General features: G+C 69.0%; 20 protein-coding genes. 12 read left to right on the plus strand and 8 right to left on the minus strand.

Features of this window, described 5'->3' with window-relative positions:
* Window positions 1–14: 14 nt before the first annotated feature.
* Window positions 15–1,235, minus strand: a complete 1,221-nt coding sequence (locus AAF430_15225; GenBank protein MEM7411583.1) for a saccharopine dehydrogenase NADP-binding domain-containing protein — start codon at window positions 1,233–1,235, stop codon at window positions 15–17.
* 131 nt (window positions 1,236–1,366) lie between these two features.
* Between AAF430_15225 and AAF430_15230 the strand changes: the two genes are divergently transcribed.
* The 5 genes from AAF430_15230 to AAF430_15250 all read left to right on the plus strand — a co-directional run bounded on the left by AAF430_15230 (window position 1,367) and on the right by AAF430_15250 (window position 6,259).
* Window positions 1,367–2,557: a CoA transferase gene (locus AAF430_15230; protein MEM7411584.1), complete on the plus strand. Its 1,191-nt coding sequence runs from the start codon at window positions 1,367–1,369 to the stop codon at window positions 2,555–2,557.
* A gap of 34 nt (window positions 2,558–2,591) precedes the next feature.
* Window positions 2,592–3,527: an alpha/beta hydrolase gene (locus AAF430_15235; protein ID MEM7411585.1), complete on the plus strand. Its 936-nt coding sequence runs from the start codon at window positions 2,592–2,594 to the stop codon at window positions 3,525–3,527.
* Window positions 3,528–3,674: 147 nt separating this feature from the next.
* Window positions 3,675–4,652 carry a MaoC family dehydratase N-terminal domain-containing protein gene (locus AAF430_15240; GenBank protein ID MEM7411586.1) on the plus strand — a complete coding sequence of 326 codons (978 nt, stop codon included), beginning with the start codon at window positions 3,675–3,677 and terminating at the stop codon, window positions 4,650–4,652.
* An 11-nt stretch (window positions 4,653–4,663) separates the two neighbouring features.
* Window positions 4,664–5,071, plus strand: coding sequence for a MaoC/PaaZ C-terminal domain-containing protein (locus AAF430_15245; protein ID MEM7411587.1), 408 nt, complete (start codon window positions 4,664–4,666; stop codon window positions 5,069–5,071).
* 18 nt (window positions 5,072–5,089) lie between these two features.
* Window positions 5,090–6,259: a lipid-transfer protein gene (locus AAF430_15250; protein MEM7411588.1), complete on the plus strand. Its 1,170-nt coding sequence runs from the start codon at window positions 5,090–5,092 to the stop codon at window positions 6,257–6,259.
* Between the two features lie 22 nt (window positions 6,260–6,281).
* Here the strand turns inward: AAF430_15250 and AAF430_15255 are convergent, their stop codons facing one another.
* Complete coding sequence (locus tag AAF430_15255) at window positions 6,282–7,730, minus strand: GMC family oxidoreductase N-terminal domain-containing protein (GenBank protein MEM7411589.1); 1,449 nt, start codon at window positions 7,728–7,730, stop codon at window positions 6,282–6,284.
* A gap of 76 nt (window positions 7,731–7,806) precedes the next feature.
* On the opposite strand from AAF430_15255, the gene AAF430_15260 reads away from it, so the two are divergent.
* Entirely contained in the window at window positions 7,807–8,799 is a 993-nt protein-coding gene (locus AAF430_15260) for an LLM class flavin-dependent oxidoreductase (GenBank protein MEM7411590.1), read from the plus strand.
* Here the strand turns inward: AAF430_15260 and AAF430_15265 are convergent.
* On the minus strand, window positions 8,796–10,028 hold the full coding sequence (locus AAF430_15265) for an aromatic ring-hydroxylating dioxygenase subunit alpha (protein MEM7411591.1): 1,233 nt from the start codon (window positions 10,026–10,028) through the stop codon (window positions 8,796–8,798). The genes AAF430_15260 and AAF430_15265 overlap by 4 nt on opposite strands.
* A gap of 97 nt (window positions 10,029–10,125) precedes the next feature.
* Between AAF430_15265 and AAF430_15270 the strand changes: the two genes are divergently transcribed.
* From AAF430_15270 to AAF430_15280, 3 genes are read left to right on the plus strand one after another with little or no spacing between them, the layout of a single operon-like run.
* On the plus strand, window positions 10,126–10,503 hold the full coding sequence (locus tag AAF430_15270; GenBank protein MEM7411592.1) for a limonene-1,2-epoxide hydrolase family protein: 378 nt from the start codon (window positions 10,126–10,128) through the stop codon (window positions 10,501–10,503).
* A 58-nt stretch (window positions 10,504–10,561) separates the two neighbouring features.
* Window positions 10,562–11,131, plus strand: coding sequence for a lipocalin family protein (locus AAF430_15275; protein ID MEM7411593.1), 570 nt, complete (start codon window positions 10,562–10,564; stop codon window positions 11,129–11,131).
* Between the two features lie 45 nt (window positions 11,132–11,176).
* Window positions 11,177–12,049: a TIGR03619 family F420-dependent LLM class oxidoreductase gene (locus tag AAF430_15280; protein ID MEM7411594.1), complete on the plus strand. Its 873-nt coding sequence runs from the start codon at window positions 11,177–11,179 to the stop codon at window positions 12,047–12,049.
* Between the two features lie 58 nt (window positions 12,050–12,107).
* Here the strand turns inward: AAF430_15280 and AAF430_15285 are convergent, their stop codons facing one another.
* On the minus strand, window positions 12,108–12,908 hold the full coding sequence (locus AAF430_15285) for a hypothetical protein (protein MEM7411595.1): 801 nt from the start codon (window positions 12,906–12,908) through the stop codon (window positions 12,108–12,110).
* A 252-nt stretch (window positions 12,909–13,160) separates the two neighbouring features.
* Between AAF430_15285 and AAF430_15290 the strand changes: the two genes are divergently transcribed.
* From AAF430_15290 to AAF430_15300, 3 genes are all read left to right on the plus strand, one after another.
* The gene (locus tag AAF430_15290; protein ID MEM7411596.1) at window positions 13,161–13,706 is read left to right on the plus strand and encodes a heme NO-binding domain-containing protein; all 546 of its coding nucleotides are present in this window, start codon (window positions 13,161–13,163) and stop codon (window positions 13,704–13,706) included.
* Entirely contained in the window at window positions 13,675–15,885 is a 2,211-nt protein-coding gene (locus tag AAF430_15295) for an EAL domain-containing protein (GenBank protein ID MEM7411597.1), read from the plus strand. The genes AAF430_15290 and AAF430_15295 overlap by 32 nt, the downstream gene beginning before the upstream one ends.
* A gap of 90 nt (window positions 15,886–15,975) precedes the next feature.
* Window positions 15,976–16,911 carry a hypothetical protein gene (locus AAF430_15300; protein MEM7411598.1) on the plus strand — a complete coding sequence of 312 codons (936 nt, stop codon included), beginning with the start codon at window positions 15,976–15,978 and terminating at the stop codon, window positions 16,909–16,911.
* Between the two features lie 9 nt (window positions 16,912–16,920).
* Here the strand turns inward: AAF430_15300 and AAF430_15305 are convergent, their stop codons facing one another.
* The 4 genes from AAF430_15305 to AAF430_15320 form a co-directional block, all read right to left on the minus strand.
* Window positions 16,921–17,346, minus strand: coding sequence for a MaoC/PaaZ C-terminal domain-containing protein (locus AAF430_15305; protein ID MEM7411599.1), 426 nt, complete (start codon window positions 17,344–17,346; stop codon window positions 16,921–16,923).
* Window positions 17,346–17,906 (minus strand): MaoC family dehydratase N-terminal domain-containing protein, encoded by a 561-nt coding sequence (locus AAF430_15310; GenBank protein ID MEM7411600.1) that lies wholly within the window; start codon window positions 17,904–17,906, stop codon window positions 17,346–17,348. Before AAF430_15310 ends, AAF430_15305 begins: the two co-directional genes overlap by 1 nt.
* Before the next feature lie 39 nt (window positions 17,907–17,945).
* Window positions 17,946–18,731, minus strand: coding sequence for a glucose 1-dehydrogenase (locus AAF430_15315; protein MEM7411601.1), 786 nt, complete (start codon window positions 18,729–18,731; stop codon window positions 17,946–17,948).
* A 13-nt stretch (window positions 18,732–18,744) separates the two neighbouring features.
* The coding region (locus tag AAF430_15320) for an NAD(P)/FAD-dependent oxidoreductase (protein ID MEM7411602.1) at window positions 18,745–19,185 on the minus strand (441 nt) is incomplete at its 5' end.

The following is a 19,185-nucleotide window of genomic DNA, read 5'->3' on the forward strand; positions in this document are numbered from 1 at the left end:
GCGCCTGCGCGTCGCTAGGCGTCGACCTCGAAGGAGAGCCCGGCGTGGGTCACCAACCGCTGGAAGAGCGGCTCGCCCAGGCCCGAAGCAGGCGTCCAGAAGCCCCCCTCGACCAACGGCGGATCCACCGCCAGGGAGAGCGCGCTCTCGGCGAGCATCTTCGACGTGGAGCCGTAGCCCGGATCCCGGTCGCCCCGGAAGGTCGCGCACAAGGGGGGCGCACCGTCCGGCGCAGCGGCGTGGAAGCGCAGCTCCCAGAAGCCGCGCTCTTGCTGCTCGGGCGTCGGGCCGTCTCCGGGTTCGGGCAGCCAGCGCGTCGCGAGGCGGCGCAGGGGACCGACCGAGAGCGCGCCCATCCCGACGCCCATGCCTCCGGCGATGCCCCAGGCGCGCGCCGCACCGGCCGGGCCGTCGCCCGTCAGCATGAACTCCTCGTAGCGGAAGTCGCGGCCGTAGGCGTCGTCCTGCAGCGCGTTCGAACGGCGCACCACCCGCGTGTTGATGCCCGCCATCACGAACGGCGCCGTCCACTGGGCGAAGGCCTCCGCGTACTGGGGCGAGAGCGCATCCCGACCGTCGGGTCCCGGGGCGCGTCCCTCGGGATCCAACGAATAGGGGTTGGCCATCACGCGCCGGATCGACGGGTCACGCTCGGCCGTCTCGAGCATGTCGAGCATGCTGGCGATGGTTCCGCCGCTCATGCCGCCGCGAAAATCGGCGACACCGCATTGGATGTGCGCACTCGGCGCGCCGTGCCGCGCACGCATCTCGCGCTGGACCGCGAAGACGCCGAGGTCGGACGGGATCGAGTCGAAACCGCAGGTGGGCACGATCCGCGCACCCGATGCGCGCGCTTGCGTCTCGTGGGCGTCGATCATGCGCCGGATCCAATGCACCTCACCGGTGAGATCGCAGTAGTCGGTGCCGGCTGCGACGCAGGCCGCCACCAGCTTCGAGCCGTACTTCGCGTAGGGGCCCACGGTCGTGCAGACCACCCGGGTGCGCTCGGCGAGTGCCTTCAGCGAGGCCGCATCGTCGCCGTCGCCGATCACGATCGGAAGCTCGGGCGCCGCGATGGCCTCGCGTACGCCTGACAGCTTCTTCTCGTTGCGCCCGCCCAGCGCCCAACGCACGCCGTCCTCCGACGCGCGCCGTTGCAGGGCCTCGGCGACGAGAACGCCGGTGAAGCCGCTCGCTCCCCACAAGACCAGATCGAATTCTCGTTCGGCCGCCATGCTCTGCCCTCCGCTGGTGGGTGAGGCAGTGTCGCATGCCCGGGGCGTTTGGCACGGGCCGGTTTTTCGCGTCGTGCACCGCGTCGGACCGTAGAATGCGGCGATCCCGCTCGACTGCGAAAGGAATCCCCATGCCCGGACCGCTCGACGGCGTCCGCATCCTCGACCTCTCCGCCGTGATCTCCGGCCCCCTGGCCGCCACCCTGCTCTCCGACCAGGGAGCCGACGTGCTCAAGATCGAAGCGCCGGGCCTGGGCGACATCCTGCGCTACGTCGGAACCCACCGCGGCGGCATGTCGGGCCTCTTCCACGTGATCAACCGGGGCAAGCGCGCGATGACCCTCGACCTGCGCGACGAACGCGGCAAGGAGGTCCTGCGGGAGCTCGCCCGGCGCAGCGACGTCGTCATCCAGAACTTCCGGCCCGGTGTGGTCGACCGGATGGGGATCGGATACGACGACCTTCGCAAGGAGAACCCCGATCTGATCTACGTCTCGATCAGCGGCTTCGGTCGACAGGGCCCGTACTCCCAACAGCGCGTCTACGACAACGTGATCCAGGCCTATAGCGGGCTCTGCGATACCCAGGGCACCGGCCCCGAGAACCCGCAGCTCGTGCGACAGCTGATCTGCGACAAGCTCACGGCGAACACCGCGGCCCAGGCGATCACTGCGGCGCTCTTTGCCCGCGAGCGGGGACGCGGCGGGCAACACATCGAGCTCGCCATGCTCGACACCGCGGTGCAGTTCCTGTGGCCCGACGCCGCCGCGAACCACACGATCCTCGAGCCCGACGTCGAGCAGCAGCCGACCATCGGTAGCCGCTACGCCCTGATGGCGATGTCGGACGGGTTCGCGACCGCGACCCCCCTGACCGACTCCGAATTCCAGGGGCTGTGCCGTGCCTTCGACCGCGACGACGTCGCGAACGATCCGCGCTTCGCCACGGTGGCCGGTCGCATGCAGCACCTCGAAGCACTCACCGACTTCCTCCAGAAAGACCTCGCCGAGGCGGCGGCGGCGATGCCCCGCGCCGAGGCCGAGAAGCGACTCCACGCGCACGACGTCCCGGCCGGTGTCGTGCGCACGCTGTCCGAGCTCCCCGACGATCCGCAGATCCGCGAGAACGGCACGCTCGAGGAAGCCGACCACCCCCAGTGCGGCCGGATCCGCCAGCCGCGGCCCGCCCCCCGCTTCCACGGGACACCGGCCCAATCCGGGGGCCCGGCCCCCCTACCCGGCCAGGACACGGACGCGGTCCTGGAACAAATCGGCTGGGGCGCGCGCAGCGACGAGCTCCGAGAGGCCGGCGTCGTCGCCTAGCGCCCCGGGCGCCGAGCGCGCTATGGACTTCGGGGTGTCGGCGCTCGCGGACCTCGAAGACCTGACCCTGCCGCGCCCGGCCTGGTTCGAGCGCGCCCTCGAGGTCCCGCGCAAGAGCGAACACGTCGAGGTCGAGGGCTGCCCGATCCACGCCCTGTCCTGGGGCGAGCCGGGGAAGCCCGGGCTCCTCTTCGTCCACGGTTTCCTCGCCCATGCGCGCTGCTTCGCGTTCATCGCCCCCTTCCTGGCCGAGGAACATCACGTGGTGGCTTGTGATCTCTCCGGCTTCGGGGACTCGGGCTACCGCGACTCCTATGCGGACGGGGTGCGCGCGCGGGAGCTGCGCGCACTCGCCGACCATTTCGGAATGCAGCGTCCCACCTTCGTGGCGCACAGCTACGGAGCCACCGTCGCGATGGATGCGCTCGAGCGCTTTCCCGAGGCCTTCGCCGGCCTGGTGCTCTGCGACGTGCTGATGATGCGGCCCGAACCGCTGCTGGCGTTTCGAAAGCGATCGGCGATCACCGCGAAACAGCGCAAGCCACCGCCGCGCCGCGTCTACCCCGATCTCGCGGCGGGCATGGAACGCTTCCGCCTGGCACCGCCCCAACCGGTCGAGGAGCCCTACCTCTTCGAATACCTGGCCCGGCATTCGCTCGAGCCCTGCGAGGGCGGCTGGACCTGGAAGTTCCATCCCTCCTCCTTCGCACTCGACGCACGCGACGACACCTTCTGGTTGGAACAGCCCGAGCGCTTCGTGCGCCTCGCCCACCGCAAGGTCGCGATCTACGGGGAGCGCAGCCTCCTCTTCAACCGCCACACGGTGGCGTACTTGCGGGAGCTGGGCGGAACGGGAATCCCGATGCTCGGTGTGCCCGAGGCCGGTCACCACCTGATGCTCGATCAGCCCCTCGCGTTCGTCACCGCGATTCGCGCCGCGCTCACGCTCCTGGGCGGCGTGCCCGCCTGAGCCCTCCCTGTCCGCCCGCGTCCACGGCGATTCGTCGCCGCGGCCTGACCACCGCTCCCCGGGCTCCAGGAAATCCGATAGGTTCACGCGCCGCTGAGGCCGTCGCCCGACCGAACGGCGGCGTGGCCCCGCGAGCGAGGACCCCCCATGAACGCCGCGAAGAAAGAGGCCTTCGAGGCCGAAGTGCGCAGCTACGTCGGCAAGGCGATCGGGCCGCCGGCGATCGCGCGCGACCCGGTGAACCTGCCGATGATTCGCCAGTGGTGCGACGCCATGGGCGAGACCCACCCGGCCTACGTCGGTGCAGACAGCGCCCAGGCGACCCGCCACGGCGAGGTCGTCGCCCCGCCGACCATGCTCCAGGCCTGGACCATGGAGGGCTGGGAGATGCACGTCGGCTACGACGAGCCGCGCGACGAGCAGCACCGCCTCCACAAGCTCTTCAACGACCACGGCTACACGGGCGTTCTCGGCACCAACACCGAGGAGCACTACGAGCGCTATCTGAAGCTCGGCGACGTCGTGACCGCCGAGACCGTCATCGAAGAGATCTCGGAAGAGAAGGCCACGGGCGTCGGCATCGGATACTTCATCACCACACGCACGCGCTTCACCGACCAGAAGGGTGAGAGCGTGGGTTGGATGACGTTCCGCGTCCTCAAGTACAAGCCGGCCCAGGAGCAGGCGGCGGCCGGTGGCGACGACGCCCAGGCGACCCAACAGAAGCCTTCGCGTATCAAGCCGCCGATGGCGCACGACAACGGCTGGTGGTGGGAGCTCGTGCGCGACGAGTCGATCCTGCCGATCCAGCGCTGCACCGACTGCGGCAAGCTCCGCCATCCGCCGCGGCCGATGTGCGACTCCTGCGGTGCTCAGGGCTTCGACCACATCGCCGCCAGCGGCAAGGGAACCGTCCACACCTATACGGTGATCCACCACCCCCAGTTCCCGGGCTACGACTACCCGATCATGGCCGCCATCATCGACCTCGAGGAAGGCGAACGCATCGCGTCGTCGCTCGTGAACTGCAAACCCGAGGATTGTCGCATCGGGCTGCCCGTCCAGGTGGTCATCCACGAAGACGAAGACGGCTTCAAGCTGCCGCTCTTCGAGCCGGCCAGCTGAGGAACGCAGGCATGCAAGACACGCTCTCGATCTCGGCCCTCGAAGCCGGCCAGGACCTCCCGGACCTGGACCTCCCGATCACCCACACTGTCGTGGTGGGCGGCGCCATCGCCTCGCGCGACTACACGCCGGTGCACCACGACGCGTCCTCGGCGCGGGCGCAGGGTCTGCCCGATCCGTTCATGAACATCTTGACCACCCAGGGCATCTGCAGCCGCTACGTCACCGACTGGGCCGGCCCGAATGCGCTGGTCAAGAGCGTGAAAACGAAGCTCGGCGGTCCGAACCTCCCCGGCGACACGCTCAAGCTCCGCGGCAAGGTCGTCTCGATCGACGGCCAGTGCGCGGACATCGAGGTCTCGGGCAACAACGCCTGGGGCAACCACGTCACCGCCACCTTCAGGATCGAGCTTCCCTGAGGAGCGCGGAAGAGAACCATGCCCACCACCCTCCACGACGAAGCCGCCATCGCCGGCATCGGCCAGACGAAGTACTCGAAGAACTCGGGTGTCTCCGAGCTACAGCTCGCCACCGAAGCGGTGCGCAACGCGATCGACGACGCGGGCCTGAAGCCCGACGAAGTGGATGGCCTCGTCACCTACACGATGGACTCGAGCGACGAGGTCGAGGTCGCCCGCACCGTCGGCCTCGGCGACATGACCTTCTGGAGCCAGGTCAACTACGGCGGCGGCGCCGCGATCGGCCTGCTCTCCCACGCGGCGATGGCGATCGCCACGGGCGCGGCGAAGTACGTGGTGGTCTACCGGGCCCTGAACGGACGCTCGGGTCAGCGCATGGGCCAGGGCGTCTCCGGCAACATCATCAGCAGCGACACGATCCACTGGTCCTGGTACATGCCCTTCGGTCTCTTGACCCCGGCGTCGTGGATCGCGCTGCAGGCCCAGCTCTACATGCACAAGTACGGGGCCACCTCGGAACACCTGGCGCACGTCGCGATCACCCAGCGCATGCACGCCCAGAAGAACCCCAACGCGGCCATGCATGGCAAGACCATGACCATGGACGACTACATGAACTCGCGGATGATCTGCGAGCCGCTGCGTCTGTTCGACTGCTGCCAGGAAGACGACGGCGGCTGCGCGCTCCTGCTGACCTCGCCCGAGCGCGCCCGCGACCTGAAACAAGACGCGGTGGTGCTGCGCGGCGTCACCCAGGCTTCCTTCGAGGGTCAGGAGCAGATGACGAGCTTCTACCGCGACGACCTGGCGGCCCTGCCCGAGATGGAACTCGCGGCGAAGCGGGTGTACGAGATCAGCGGCCTCGGGCCCGACGACATCGATGCTGCCTGTCTCTACGACGCGTTCACGCCCGAGGTGCTGATGCAGCTCGAAGCCTTCGGCTTCTGCGGCAAGGGCGAGGCGAAGGACTTCGTGACCGAGGACTCGCTCACCCTGGGTGGGAAGCTCCCCAACAACACCCACGGCGGCCTGCTCTCCGAGGCGTACCTCCACGGCGTGAACAACATCGCCGAAGGCGTACGGCTCGTGCGCGGCACCTCGTGCAACCAGCCCGACGGCGTCGAGCACGTGCTGGTGACGAGTGGCGTGGGCGTCCCGACCGGCGCCGCGATCCTCGGCAAGGGCTAAGCCCGCACCACCGGACGGACGGCTAGCCGACCAGCCCCGCCGCGATCTTCTCCGCCACCGCCATCACGACGAGGTTCGTGTTGGTGCGCGGCACCTTGGGGATGACCGACGCGTCCGCCACGTAGAGGCCCGACACGCCGCGCACGGCGCCCGTCGGATCGGCGACGGCTCGCTCATCACCCATCCCGCAGGTTCCGACCCCGTGAAAGAACGGCCCATGCGCTTCGCGCACATGGGCATCGAGATCGGCATCGGAGCGATCGAGCTCCCGGTCGAGCGCGGCGGGATCGCGTGCGAGCTCGGACGCCTTGCCGATCTGCCAGGCGAGGCGCAGTCCTTCGCGGACGCGCCGACAGTTCTCGGCGACCTCGGCGAAGGGGAAGTCGACGTCGCCGCCCTCCCCGGCCGATCGGCCCGCCTCGCGCACCCGACCGGCGCCCACCGGCAGCTGGAGCGACACGCTGACCATCAGGGCGTAGCCGCCCGGCTCCCGCTCGACGAAGGGCGTCAGGTTGAGGTCGTTGCGGCGCGCACTGCCCGGCGCGGTCGTGCGCAGGAAGGTCTGCAGGGCCGGGGCGCCCTTGGTGTGATGCTCGCGGAGCATGGGGATGCGCACGTTCACCACGAAGTGGTCCGTGAGCCGCTCGCCGACCGGCGCCGCTGCGACGACGGGGACGCCGAGGGCCCCGAGCGCCTCGGCCGGACCCACTCCCGATCGCCACAGCAGGGTCGGCGTCTGCAGCACCCCGCTCGTCACGACCACCCGCCCGGCCGGGAGCCGGCGACCGTCGTGGAGTTCGACGCCCACGGCCTGGCCGCCTTCGAAGCACACCCGTCGCACGAGCGCCTCGCCTTCGACGCTCAGGTTCGGACGCTTGCGCGCGGGCTCCAGGTAGGCCCGCGCGGCCGAGATTCGTTCGAGCCCGACGCGGTTCATCGGGATCGCGCCGACGCCCGTGGCCCCGGGAGCGTTGTGGTCCGCACAGTCGTCGAATCCCAGGACCCGGCAACCCGCGTGGAAGCGCTGCTGCACGGGAACCCAGTGCTCCTGCGGCCAACGCCGCACCGGAATCGGCCCGGCATCGCCGTGCCAGTCAGCAGCAGGAAAGTCGTGATCCGTCTCGAGCGCGCGGAAGAACGGGAGCACCCCGTCCCAGCCCCAGCCGGCCGGCCAGTCACGGAAGTCGTCGGGCTCGGCGCGCAGCGCCACGCCCCCGTTGATGCTCGAACCGCCTCCGATGCCGCGCCCCTGCTTGTAGTGGCGCGCGCGGCCCCCCGCCTGGACCGAGTGACGCCACTCGTGGGGCCAATCGACTGGGCGGAACAAGGTGCGCAGGCCGTCCGGCAGCGACGCTTCCGGGTAGTCCGGGCCAGCTTCGAGGAGCCGAACGCGGTGCGACGGATCCTCCGACAGCCGCGCGGCGAGCACACAGCCCGCCGAGCCCCCTCCCACGATCACGGTATCGTCCACGGCCGTCAGCGTATCGCGATTCGCGGCACGAGCGGCCCCCGCTCGGCCGCCTTGAACGAGAACGAGAGGAAAGCCGATGGAGTTCGTCGTCAGCTACGACATGCGCGCGCCCGCGTTCGGCGCGCCCGCCCAGACCCTCTACGACGCAACGCTCGACCAGTGCGCCTGGGCCGACGACCTCGGTCTCGACTGCATCGGCCTCGGCGAGCACCACGCATCGCCGGATGGCTACCTGCCCTCACCGATCCCCATGGCCGCGGCGATCGGCGCGCGCACGAAGCAGGTGACGATCCGTCCGAACGTGCTGCTGGCCCCGCTCTACGAGCCCGTGAAGCTCGCCGAGGACCTGGCGGTGCTCCAGTACCTCTGCGGCGGACGGCTCGAGGTGGTGGTCGGCGCCGGCTACCGACCCGTCGAGTTCGCCATGTTCGGCAAGCGCCGCGAAGACCGGAAGCAGCTGTACCTCGAGACCTTCGAGGTGTTGCGGGCGGCGTGGTCCGGCAAGCCCTTCGCCTACCAGGGGCGCGAGATCACGGTCACGCCGGTCCCGAGTCCGCCGCCGAAGCTTCTCCTCGGGGGCAGTCACCGCGCCGTCGCGCGGCGCGCCGCCCACATCGCCGACGGCTACTACCCGCCCGGCGGTGAGAACTGGGAGGTCTACCGCGAGGAATGCCTCCGGCTCGGCAAGCCCGACCCGGGCGTCTGCAAGGTGCTCGGGCCGATCTATACGCACGTCACCCGCGATCCGGATGCGGATTGGGAGCGGATCGCGCCCCACGCCGCCCACGTCGTCGCGTCCTACACCGAGTGGACCGTCGAGGCCTACGGCCGCGCCGGCGGACCGTTCGCCAAGGGCGTCGATCCCGACGATCTGCGCAAGAGCGGCGCGTACCAGGTGGTGCACCCCGAAGAAGCCGTCGAGCGGATCCGCGGTCTCGGTCGCGACCGCACCTTCATCCTGACCCCGCTCCTCGGCGGCCTCGATCCGGAGTTTGCCTGGGAGGGACTGCGCCTGTTCGAGCGCGAAGTCTGGCCCCACGTGCGCGACCTCCAGGACACGCCGCGCTAGCCCTCGACGAACTCGCCCATCCGCGGCGCCACGCGCAGCGCCTCCGGCACGCGCTCGACGCCGATCAGGCGGTCGATCTCCTCGTGCAGGTGGTAGATGCGCCGCTCCTGATACGAGAGCGGGATCGAGCGCAGCGCCCCCGAAGCCACCGAACGCTGCATGGGTGCGAGGTTGCGGAAGTCCTCGTCCATCACGACGTCGAAGACGTCGATGAAGCGGGCCCAGAACTGCTCTTCCGCCTCGGTCTTCGGCTCGCACGCATAGAAGGTCCAGGTGACGTCGCTGGTCTCGACGTCGACCGGCCAGATCTGGATCACGGGAAACCCGATCGTGTCGAGGGGCGCGATCCAGTTCGGAAAGAAGCTGTACGCGGGATTGGTCTCGGCGAAGAGGGGGTCCAGAGGAGCGATCTCGGCGACCGGAACCGGGCTCTCGCGCTGGCGCACGATGGCGTCGGGCCACTTCGGCGTGACCATCCGCGAGTGGCCGTTCGGAAAGAGCCCCATCGCGGCGCCGCGGTGGTCGAGGAGCTTTGCGACGCTCTTCGGATGGATCGTGCGCAGGTGGTACGTCTCGAGGAAGGCGTCAGCGACGATCTTCCAGTTCGCGGGCACGCGCTTCTCGCGATCGCCGACGGCGCGCAACGCCTCGCCCTCGAGCCAGCTCCACTCGTCGGCGACCGGGCCGAGCCATGCGCGCAGGGGCGGTGCCTCGGGATCCTCGTTCACGAACACCCAACCGCCGAAGCTCTCGCAGCGCAGCGGCACGAGCCCGCGTGCTTCCTCGTCGAGCGCTCCGAAGTCGCGACGGTCCGGCACCTGGAGCAGGCGACCATCGAGGTCGTAGGTCCAGCTGTGGTACTGGCAGCGCAAACGCTGGGCCTCGCCGCACGCCTCACGGACGACCGGCGCGCCGCGATGCTGACAGGTGTTGAAGAACGCGCGCAGCACCCCGTCACGGCCGCGCACGAGCAACCAGGGCGACCCGGCGCGATCGAAGGTGCGAAAGCTGCCAGGGCGCGGGAAGTCCTCGTCGCGTCCTACGCACAGCCAGCTGCGCTTCCAGACGCCGAGCTGCTCCAGCCCGAAGAACGCAGGATCCGTGTAGCGCTCGGTCGGGATCGGGGGCAGCGACGGGAAGTCCGGCGGCGGCGCCTCGCGCTCGTGCTCCGCTTGCATCGCCGCACGGATCCGGTCGGCCCACGCCGCCTGGGCGTCCTTCACGTCCATCTGGCCAGGGTAAACCAGTCGGCCTTCCCGCGACTCCATCGCGATAGACTGCCGGGCGCCTTCGCGCGCGAAGGGACCCCACGACCCCGAGGAGAACATGAGCCAGAACACCGAGCTGATCGACCGCTTCGTCGCCGCCTGGGGGCGGCGCGACATCGACGACATCCTGAGCTTCTTCGCAGCCGACGCCGTCTACACCAACATCCCGATCGACCCCCCGAACGAGGGCCTCGAAGCGATTCGCAAGACGATCGAGGGATTCCTCGGAATGTCGGAGGAGATCGAATTCGTGGTGTCCCATACCGCCGAAGCGCCCGGCATCGTGATGAACGAGCGCGTGGACCGCTTCCTGATCGGCGGGCGCTGGGTCGAAGCCAGCGTGATGGGCGTCTTCGAGATCGCCGACGGCAAGATCCAGCACTGGCGCGACTACTTCGACCTGGCCGGCTTCCAGAGCCAGATGGCCGGGGGCTGATCGCCACCCGGACAGCGCCGATCCGTGCGACGCTCCACGGCGTCGCTACGGTGCTCGGATGAACGTCACGCGCCGCCTCGCCCTCGGACTGCTCGGAACCGTCTTCGCCGTCGGCTGTGCCGGAGGGCCGGCGCCGCTGCAGGCGCTGGATCGACCCATCGAGCTCGAACGCTTCATGGGTCCCTGGTACGTCGTGGCCCACATCCCGATCGACCTGCCCTTCGCGAGCGAGGCCAACGCCTACGAAGGCGTCGAGACCTACGCCTTGCTCCCGAACGGCGAGATCGACATCGTCTACGAGTACCGCGACGGCAGCTTCGAGGCGCCGCTCGAATCCCTTCCCCAGCGCGGCTGGGTCCACGACCCGACGAACCGCACCGAGTGGCGGGTGCAGTTCCTGTGGCCGTTTCGTTCGGCTTACTTGATCGCGTGGGTGGACGACGACTACCGACGGGCCATCGTCGGTGTGCCGTCGCGCGACTACGCGTGGATCCTCTCGCGGGACGCGGTGGTCGAAGACGCGGAACTCGACGCATTGAGCGGGCGCCTCGAGAATCTCGGCTACGATCTCGCCGGCCTGCGCCGTGTTCCCCAACGCCCCGCATCGAACGCGCCGGCGTCGCCCTGACGGGCCGGGCCCTCGACCCCCGAACCTCTCCAACGCAGGACGCCCATGCGCTTCACCTACGCCGAATCGATGATCGACCCGAACCAGTACTGCCCGCTCGCGATCGAGGCAGAACAGGCGGGCTTCGACTCGTTCACGGTGCCCGAGAGCATCCTCTACCCGAAAGAATCCGACTCGAAGTACCCCTACACGCCGGACGGCGACCGCGACTTCCTCGACGGCATGCCCTTCATCGAGCCCTTCGTGCTGATGGGCGCGATGGGGGCCGTCACCGAGAAGATCCGCTTCACCACCTTCGTGGTGAAGCTACCCATGCGCCATCCGGTGCTGGCGGCGAAGCAGGCCACTTCGGTCGCCGCGATGACGAACAATCGCCTCGGCTTCGGCGTCGGGCTCTCGCCCTGGCCCGACGACTTCGCCGCACTCGGTGTGCCCTGGGAGAAGCGCGGCAAGCGACTGAATGAGTCGATCGAGATCTTGCGCGGCCTGCAGACGGGTGAGTACTTCGGCTACGACGGAGAAATCTTCCAGATCGACCCGATCAAGCTCTGCCCGGCACCCACGAAGCCCATCCCGATCCTGATCGGTGGCCACTCGGAGCCTGCCTTCAAGCGCGCCGCGCGACTCGGTGACGGCTGGATGCACGGTGGCGGCGGGCAGGCGTCGGACTTCGAGTCCGCGATCCAGCGCATCCAGGAGCTCCGCGCGGAGTACGGCCGCGATCGCGAGCCCTTCGAGATCCACGTGATTTCGATGGATGCCTACACCCCCGATGGCATCAAGCGGCTCGAGGATCTCGGCGTGACCGACGCGATCGTGGGCTTCCGCAACGCCTATGCCCCCGACACGACGACCCTGCAACAGAAGGTCGACGCGCTCCGGGGCTTCGCGGACAAGGTGATCGCCAAGGTCCGCTGACCTCGCCTCCCGCCCCGCGCCGCACTACGCGGGGCGGAAGACGCGTCATGACTCTCCCTCAGCGGCCGAAGATCGTCTGCTGAGTGTCTTGCACGCTGGGGCCGGTCGGGCCTGAGCCCGGTCCGGGTGTGAAGGGAGAGCCGGCGGAAATCCGGAACTCGACGTCGAAGTCGGACTGGTTCTGTCCATCACTCGGCGCCACCGCGTAGGCACTCACGAGGAGCCGGTAGGTGCCCGCCGCGAGCAGCCCCTTCTGTCGGACCGTGATGTCGACCGGGGCACCGGGAACACAGTCGGCGGCAACTTCGAAGACCGGGGTCCAGCTCCCGGTGCCGTCGTCGGATTCGAGGCGCATGACGCTGCCCCCGTCCGTCGTATCGCACAGGCTCGAGAGCGTCCCGTCGGCCTCGTAGTCGGTCCACCCCGTCAGGGAGAACGTGTGACCCAGGCCGCTCGTGCCATCGATCGACGCCGAGATCTGGCTCGCCGCGGCACTCGCCCCGCCCTCGGCGATCACCGCATTGCGGCTGATCAGCGAATCCTGCCAGCCCGCGGCTCCGCCGGATCCCGTTTCGCCGCTCTCGCAGAGCTCCGGCGGCAGGCTGCCGTCACACGGCGGCTGGGCGATCACCTGGTCACTGACCCCGGCGGACCACGGTCCGATCCAGCTCTCGGACTCGACGAAGGTCCCCGCGGAGACCGAACGATCCGTCTGGATCGGGATCATCACGGCGGTGGGCGGCCGCCAGGTTCGGAACTGCGCCGTCGCGGCGGATCCCCAGCCCACGACGCACACCCCCACGACGGCAGCCGCGGCCACCCGGTTCGAACCCCAGAAACGCGAAACCCACGAATGCATGTCTGCACCTCCTGACTGAGAGTTTCGATTTCATATATCAATTTAATAGGTCAAAGTAAACTTTGATTGCGCTCCCCGGGGGCCGGTCCGCCGCCGATGCACCGCCTCCCCCCTCCGCCTGCCCTACGCCCCAAACCCGACCCGCCTCCGCCTTTCCCTCGATCGAGGCGGCCCCGGGCCCAGCCGAAGACGGAGCGAACCCTTTTGCGGAAGCCGGGCGCTTCCCACCACGCCCCCCCGGCGGCGGATCCTGTGTACGGACTGGTCAACCGAGCGATCGAAGAGCTCGTCCTCGAGCAAGCGGGGCCCGCGGCCTGGAACCAGATCCGCAAACGAGCCCAGCTCCAGATCCCGGGATTCGTCAGCATGCAGGCGTACCCCGACGCGATCACCTACGCGCTGGTGGGCGCCGCCAGCCAGGTCCTCGACATCGCTCCGTCCGAACTGCTGCGCGCGTTCGGGCGCCACTGGATCCTCTTCACCGGACGCGAGGGGTACGGCTCCCTGCTCGAGGCCGCGGGGCAAGACCTGCGGGAGTTCCTGCTCAACCTCGACGCCCTGCACGCGCGGCTCGGGCTGTCGATGCCCGAGCTCGTGCCGCCTTCGTTCAGCGTCGAGGAGGCCGACGGCGCGCTCCGTGTGGAGTACCGATCGACGCGGGTCGGCCTGGCACCGATGGTGGTCGGTCTGCTCGAAGGACTCGGGGAACTCTTCGACGAACCCGTTTCCGTCGAACACGTGCAGACGCGCGACGAGGAGCGCCACGATGTCTTCGTCGTGCGCCCGAAGGCGCCCTGACGCCATGGCCGTGGGCATGGACGAGGCCGCGCTGCGCAAGGCGTTCCCGTTCCACTTCGTGTGCGACTCCGAACTCCGCATCGTACAGATGGGGCCATCGCTGGAACGGGTGCTCCCCGCCATGGGGCGACCGCTTCCCGAACTCTTCGTCGCCACCCAACCCGAACTCGCGCTCGAGGTCGAAACCGTCCGGCGACGACTCTCCACGCTGTTCGTGCTCACCTGCCATGCGCCGGCCGGTGATGCGACCGGCATGCGCTTGCGTGGCCAGTTCGTCGAGACCGGAAACGAGGGCCAGCTCCTCTTTCTCGGATCCCCGTGGCTCGACGACGCCTCCGCCCTGTCCCGGCACGGGCTGCGCTTCGCCGACTTCGCGCCCCACGACGCGACCCTCGAAGGGCTCTTCCTGCAGCAGGCCCAGCGATCGACCCAGGCCGACGTCGAGCGCGTGATGGCGCAGCTCGAGGAGCTCGCCTCGGAACGGCATCGACTCGAACAGGCGGAGCGTGCCCTCGAACACGAGCTCTCCGCGAGCAGCGACTTCCGGATTCGGCTCGATCGCGATGCAAGGATCCTCGAGATCCGGACCAGTGAGAGCCTGCGGCTCTTCGGCGGAGAGCCGGACCTCGCCGTGGGTCAGGTCGTCCACGACGTGGTGCCCGACCTGGGAGCCGTGCTGATCACCGAGCTCCCTGCGGTCTTCAACGGTGGCGCTCCCCGCGCCTTCGAGTTCTCGATCAAGCGCGGCGTCGGCATGATCCACCTCGAGTGCCGCGCCGCCTCGACGCTCGCGGGGGATGCGATCGTCGTCGGCCGGGACGTCACGGACCGACGCGAGCTCGAAGAGCAGCTGCGTCACCAGGCACTCCACGACTCGCTCACGCGGCTCCCGAACCGCACGCTGCTGCGGCGTCGATTGACGCGGGCCGTTCGCGCCGAGGGCTCGCGCCGAAGCGGGATGCTGACGGCGCTCTTCTTCATCGACCTCGACGACTTCAAGGCGGTCAACGACGGGCTCGGCCACGCAGTGGGTGACGAAGTCTTGGTGGCGGTGGCCGAGCGCATCGAGGACGCCCTGCGCCCCAGCGATACGGCGGCGCGGTTGGGCGGCGATGAGTTCGCGGTCCTTCTCGAAGAGCTCGAGCATCCGAGCCAAGCGCTCGAGATCGCCGAAAGACTCGTGGAAGCGGTCTCTGCCCCGCTCTGGGCCGCCGGCTCGAAGATCGAGCCGAGCTGCAGCATCGGAATCACCGTCGCGCAGTCCGACGGGGACCCCGAGGAGCTCTTCCGCCAGGCGGACCTGGCGATGTACCGGGCCAAGGCAAACGGCAAGAACGGCGTCGATCTCTTCGACGAGGGACTCCAGGAGAGCGCGAAGCACCGCCTGCTGCTGAAGCAGGACCTCGTGGCCGCACGCGAGCACGACGAGTTCGTCATGCACTACCAGCCGATCGTCGACCTCGCAGAGCTCGAGCTGGTCGGCCTCGAGGCGCTGGTGCGCTGGCAGCACCCCGAGCACGGACTGTTGGGGCCGGATTCGTTCATCTCCCTCGCCGAGGAATCGGGCGCGATCGTGGCCATCGGCAAGGGCATCCTCGACAAGGTGTGCGCCCGCGCCGCGGCCTGGCACGCCCAGGGATCCGATCTCCGGATGTCGATCAACCTCTCGGCGAAGCAACTCGGGAGTGCGGTGATCGTGGAGCACGTTGGCGGTGCGCTCGAGACCTCGGGCCTCGACCCCCGACTGCTCACCCTCGAGATCACCGAGAGCCACGCGGTGCAGGACCTCGAAAAGACGATCCGGATCCTCGACGACCTGCGCCGTCTCGGCGTGCAGATCGCGATGGACGACTTCGGAAAGGGCTACTCGGCGCTCACCTACCTCGAGCAGCTGCCGATCGACGTGCTGAAGATCGACAAGGCCTTCGTCGATCGGCTCGGCGGCGCCACCTCCGCCCCCCTTGCCGAATCGGTGGTCGAGCTCGGCCACCGACTCGAGCTCCAGGTGGTCGCCGAGGGCATCGAGCATCGGGGCCAGCTCGAAGCGCTGCGACGTCTCGGGTGCGCCCGGGGCCAGGGTTACTTCTTCTCGAAGCCGGTTCCCGAAGACGTCGTGTCCGGTTGGATCGACGCGGCGGGCGCGGGCCGGCACCGGTTCGCGCCTCCCGGGGATTCCTGAACCCGGACGCCCGGGGCCGAGCCCCGGAGCCGCCTGGTAGCCCGCGTGGCCGCAACCTCCGCGCCGGCGCGCGCTAGCCTCGCGAGCGGCATGCACCGAACCCACTCCGCTCTGGCGCCTTCCGACTACCGGGCCCGCGCACTCCCGCGACGGGCCCTCGTCTGGCTTCTCCTCGTCGCCCTGCTCGCAGCGGCCGCCTGCGGCCCGCGGCTCCCCAGCTCGAACGTGTTGCAGCGGCTGGGACCCGGAGAACTCGAAGCGCAGGCGGAAACCCTCGAAGCCCGGCGCCGCGAAGAGCCGCGCAATGGCGCGCTGCTCACCACCCTCGGCCAGGTCCACTACCTGCTGGCACGTGACGCCCTGGACCGCGAAGAGGACCAGGGTCGCTACCTGGCGCACCTCGAGAAGAGCGTGGACGCGCTGGTTTCCGCGGTGGAAGTGAATCCGCGCGATGACGAGCCCCACTTCTACCTGGCACTGATCGACGTGTATCGCGGTGATTCGCGTGAGGCGCTCCGTGGGTTCCGCAACGTGAAGCGGCTCCACCCCTACCCGCTCTCGTACACGAACCTGGCCGAGATCTACGTCTATCGGGGCGATACCGAGCGTGCCCGCGAGTGGAACGAGCTCGGGTTGCGCAAGGGTGCCCCTTTCGGCGCGGTCCTCTTCAACGACATGTTGATCGCCTGGAAGGAAGGCAACCTGCGGCGCGCCCGCCGCTACTTCGCCGACCTGCAGAACGACGCACCCGAGATGCTCACGACGATCAACACGGCGCGGCTGCCGGAGACGCCCCGCCGCTTCGAAGACTTCGCGGGCTACTGCTGCGGCAGCCCGGGCTGCGGCCCCTACATGCGCGACGCCTGCAAGGAGCTCTCCCTGGACGTGCTGGTGCAGGAGCGCTCGACAGAGACCCTGCGACGCGAACTCCAGCTCGAGATCGAGCGCAAGCGCCGCCTCCGCAAGGTCTACGAGCAGCGCAAGGAACTCGAGATCCAGGTCGAGCCGGAGCCCGAAACGCCCTGAAGCGCGGAATCAGCTGCGCGGCAACGCGAGTTCGACGGTCCCCGTGAGGTGATCGCCGAAGTCGTTCGTGGCCGACAACGTCAGCTCGACGGTCCCCTCGGACTCGCCTGCCGCCAGCTTCGAGACGTGTCCCGAGAAGCGCAGTGGCTTTCCCGGTACGGCCGGCGCCCCCAGGCGAATCGCGATGCGGCGCAACCGGCAACTCGGTCCCGCCCAGTCGGTGACGTAGCGCGCGACGTAGCCGTTCGAGGTGAGGATGTTCATGAAGATGTCCGGCGCTCCCTGGGACTGGGCGTAGTCCCGATCGTGATGCACCGGCATGAAATCGCGCGAGGCAATCGCACCGGCGACCACGACCGCCGCCGTCACCGGAAGCACGAACTCGGGCAAGGCATCGCCTTCGCGCAGCTTGTCGAAGTCCACCCCTGCGCTCATCACGCGTCGCCTCCGGCACCCGGCTTGAAACGGAACACCCGGAACCGCTGTCGCCCGACGGCTTCACCGGCTGCGTCGAGATAGGTCGTCACCCAGGTGACGAAGTAGCCGACACCGATCGCCGTCTTCTTGCGCTCGGAGATGGACTCGAGGGCCGTGCTCGACGTCAACGTGTCCCCGACCTCGAGGTAGCGATCGAACTCGAGCTCCGAGTTCGTCGCCAGGGTCGCGGCGTAGCCCGCGCGCGCCAACACCTCGAGGGGGCTGTTCGGGTCGTAGGCACCGGGCGCGCCACCGCGCTCGGCGATCCCCTCGATCTTCGGCCGCGGCATCGTCCAGGTCTGGAGCATCGCCGGCGGTGCGACCACGTCGTCGAAACCCGCAGCCTGAGCGGCTACCGCATCGAGATAGACCGGGTTCTGGTCGTCGAGGGCATCGACCCAATGGCGGATCATCGGCAGGTTCACCGGGTCGGGTGCCGCGCTGGGCCCCGCGTCGCTCAGGGGTTGGCCGAGTCGCTCGAGCAACCCCTTCCGGAGCGGATCGTTTCCTTCTCCCATCGTCTCCTCCGTATCAGCCACTCAGACTCTCGGGCACCATCAGAACTCGGTACCCGGAGCCGGATAGCCCGCGATCAGGCCGCCGTCTGCCACGAACTCGGAACCCGTGGAGTAGGAGCTCTCGTCCGAAGCGAGGAAGAGCGCCAGCTTCGCGATCTCCTCGGGCGCCCCGATCCTCCCGAGCGGTGCGAGACGCTCGGCGTGCTGGGCGACCAGACCGGTGGTCAACGCGGGGTCCGTACCGTCGGGCGCCCCGAGCTTCGTCTCGATGAAGCCCGGATGGATCGAGTTCACCCGAATCCCGAATGGTGCCAGCTCCATTGCCGCGGCCTTCGTCATGCCGCGCACGGCCCACTTGCTGGCGACGTAGGAGAGGATGCCGTTCATCCCGATCATGCCGTCGATCGAGGAGATGTTCAGGATCGAGCCTCCCCCGCTCTCGCGCATCGCGGGGACGACCGCGCGCATGCCCAGGAACACCCCGGTCTGATTGACCTCGGTGACCCGTCGATAGCTCTCGAGGGTCATCTCGGTGAGGGGTGCGCCCTCGGCGATCCCGGCATTGTTCACCAGGATGTCCAGGCGACCGAAGGCGTCGATCGTCGCCCCTACCACGTCCGCCCAGGCGTCTTCGCCGGTCACGTCGAGGCGCTGGTAGCGGGCCGCCGCCCCGATCTGTTCGGCCGCCGCCTTGCCTTCGTCATCGCGGACGTCGCAGAGCATCACCTTCCCGCCTTCGGCCACGAAGAGCTCGGCCTCGGCGAGTCCCATACCGCGTGCCGCCCCGGTGACCAGCGCCACCTTTCCTTCCAAACGTCCCGTCATGCGAATGCGCTCCTCACTGGGTTTCACCCGCTTCCACGGCGGGCAGCCAATCGAAGTCACCGAACTCCGGTCGCCGGAGCAGGTCGTGGAAGTGTCTCGCCGACCACGGCCACAGCGTCGGTTCGCCGTCCGGGTCGATGTACCAACTGCTACAGCCCGTCACCCACACGGTCCCCTTCATGGCCTCGCGCAGGTCGGCCTGGAAGCGCTGGGCGGCCTCTCCTTTCGGAGCCAACACGCGTCCCGGGCGCCGTGCGATCGCGAGGATGCAGTCCAGGATGTAGCGGGTCTGGGTCTCGGAGACGTCGATGATCGAAATGTTCCCGATTGGCGCGTTCGGACCGACGATCATGAAGTAGTTCGGGAATCCGGGAATCGTGATCGATCGATAGGTCCGCGGTCCCGCGCGCCACGCTTCTTCGAGGCTGCGGCCGCCGATCCCGCGCACCTCGCC

The organism is Myxococcota bacterium (assembly GCA_039030075.1).
Classification (GTDB): domain Bacteria; phylum Myxococcota_A; class UBA9160; order UBA9160; family SMWR01; genus JAHEJV01.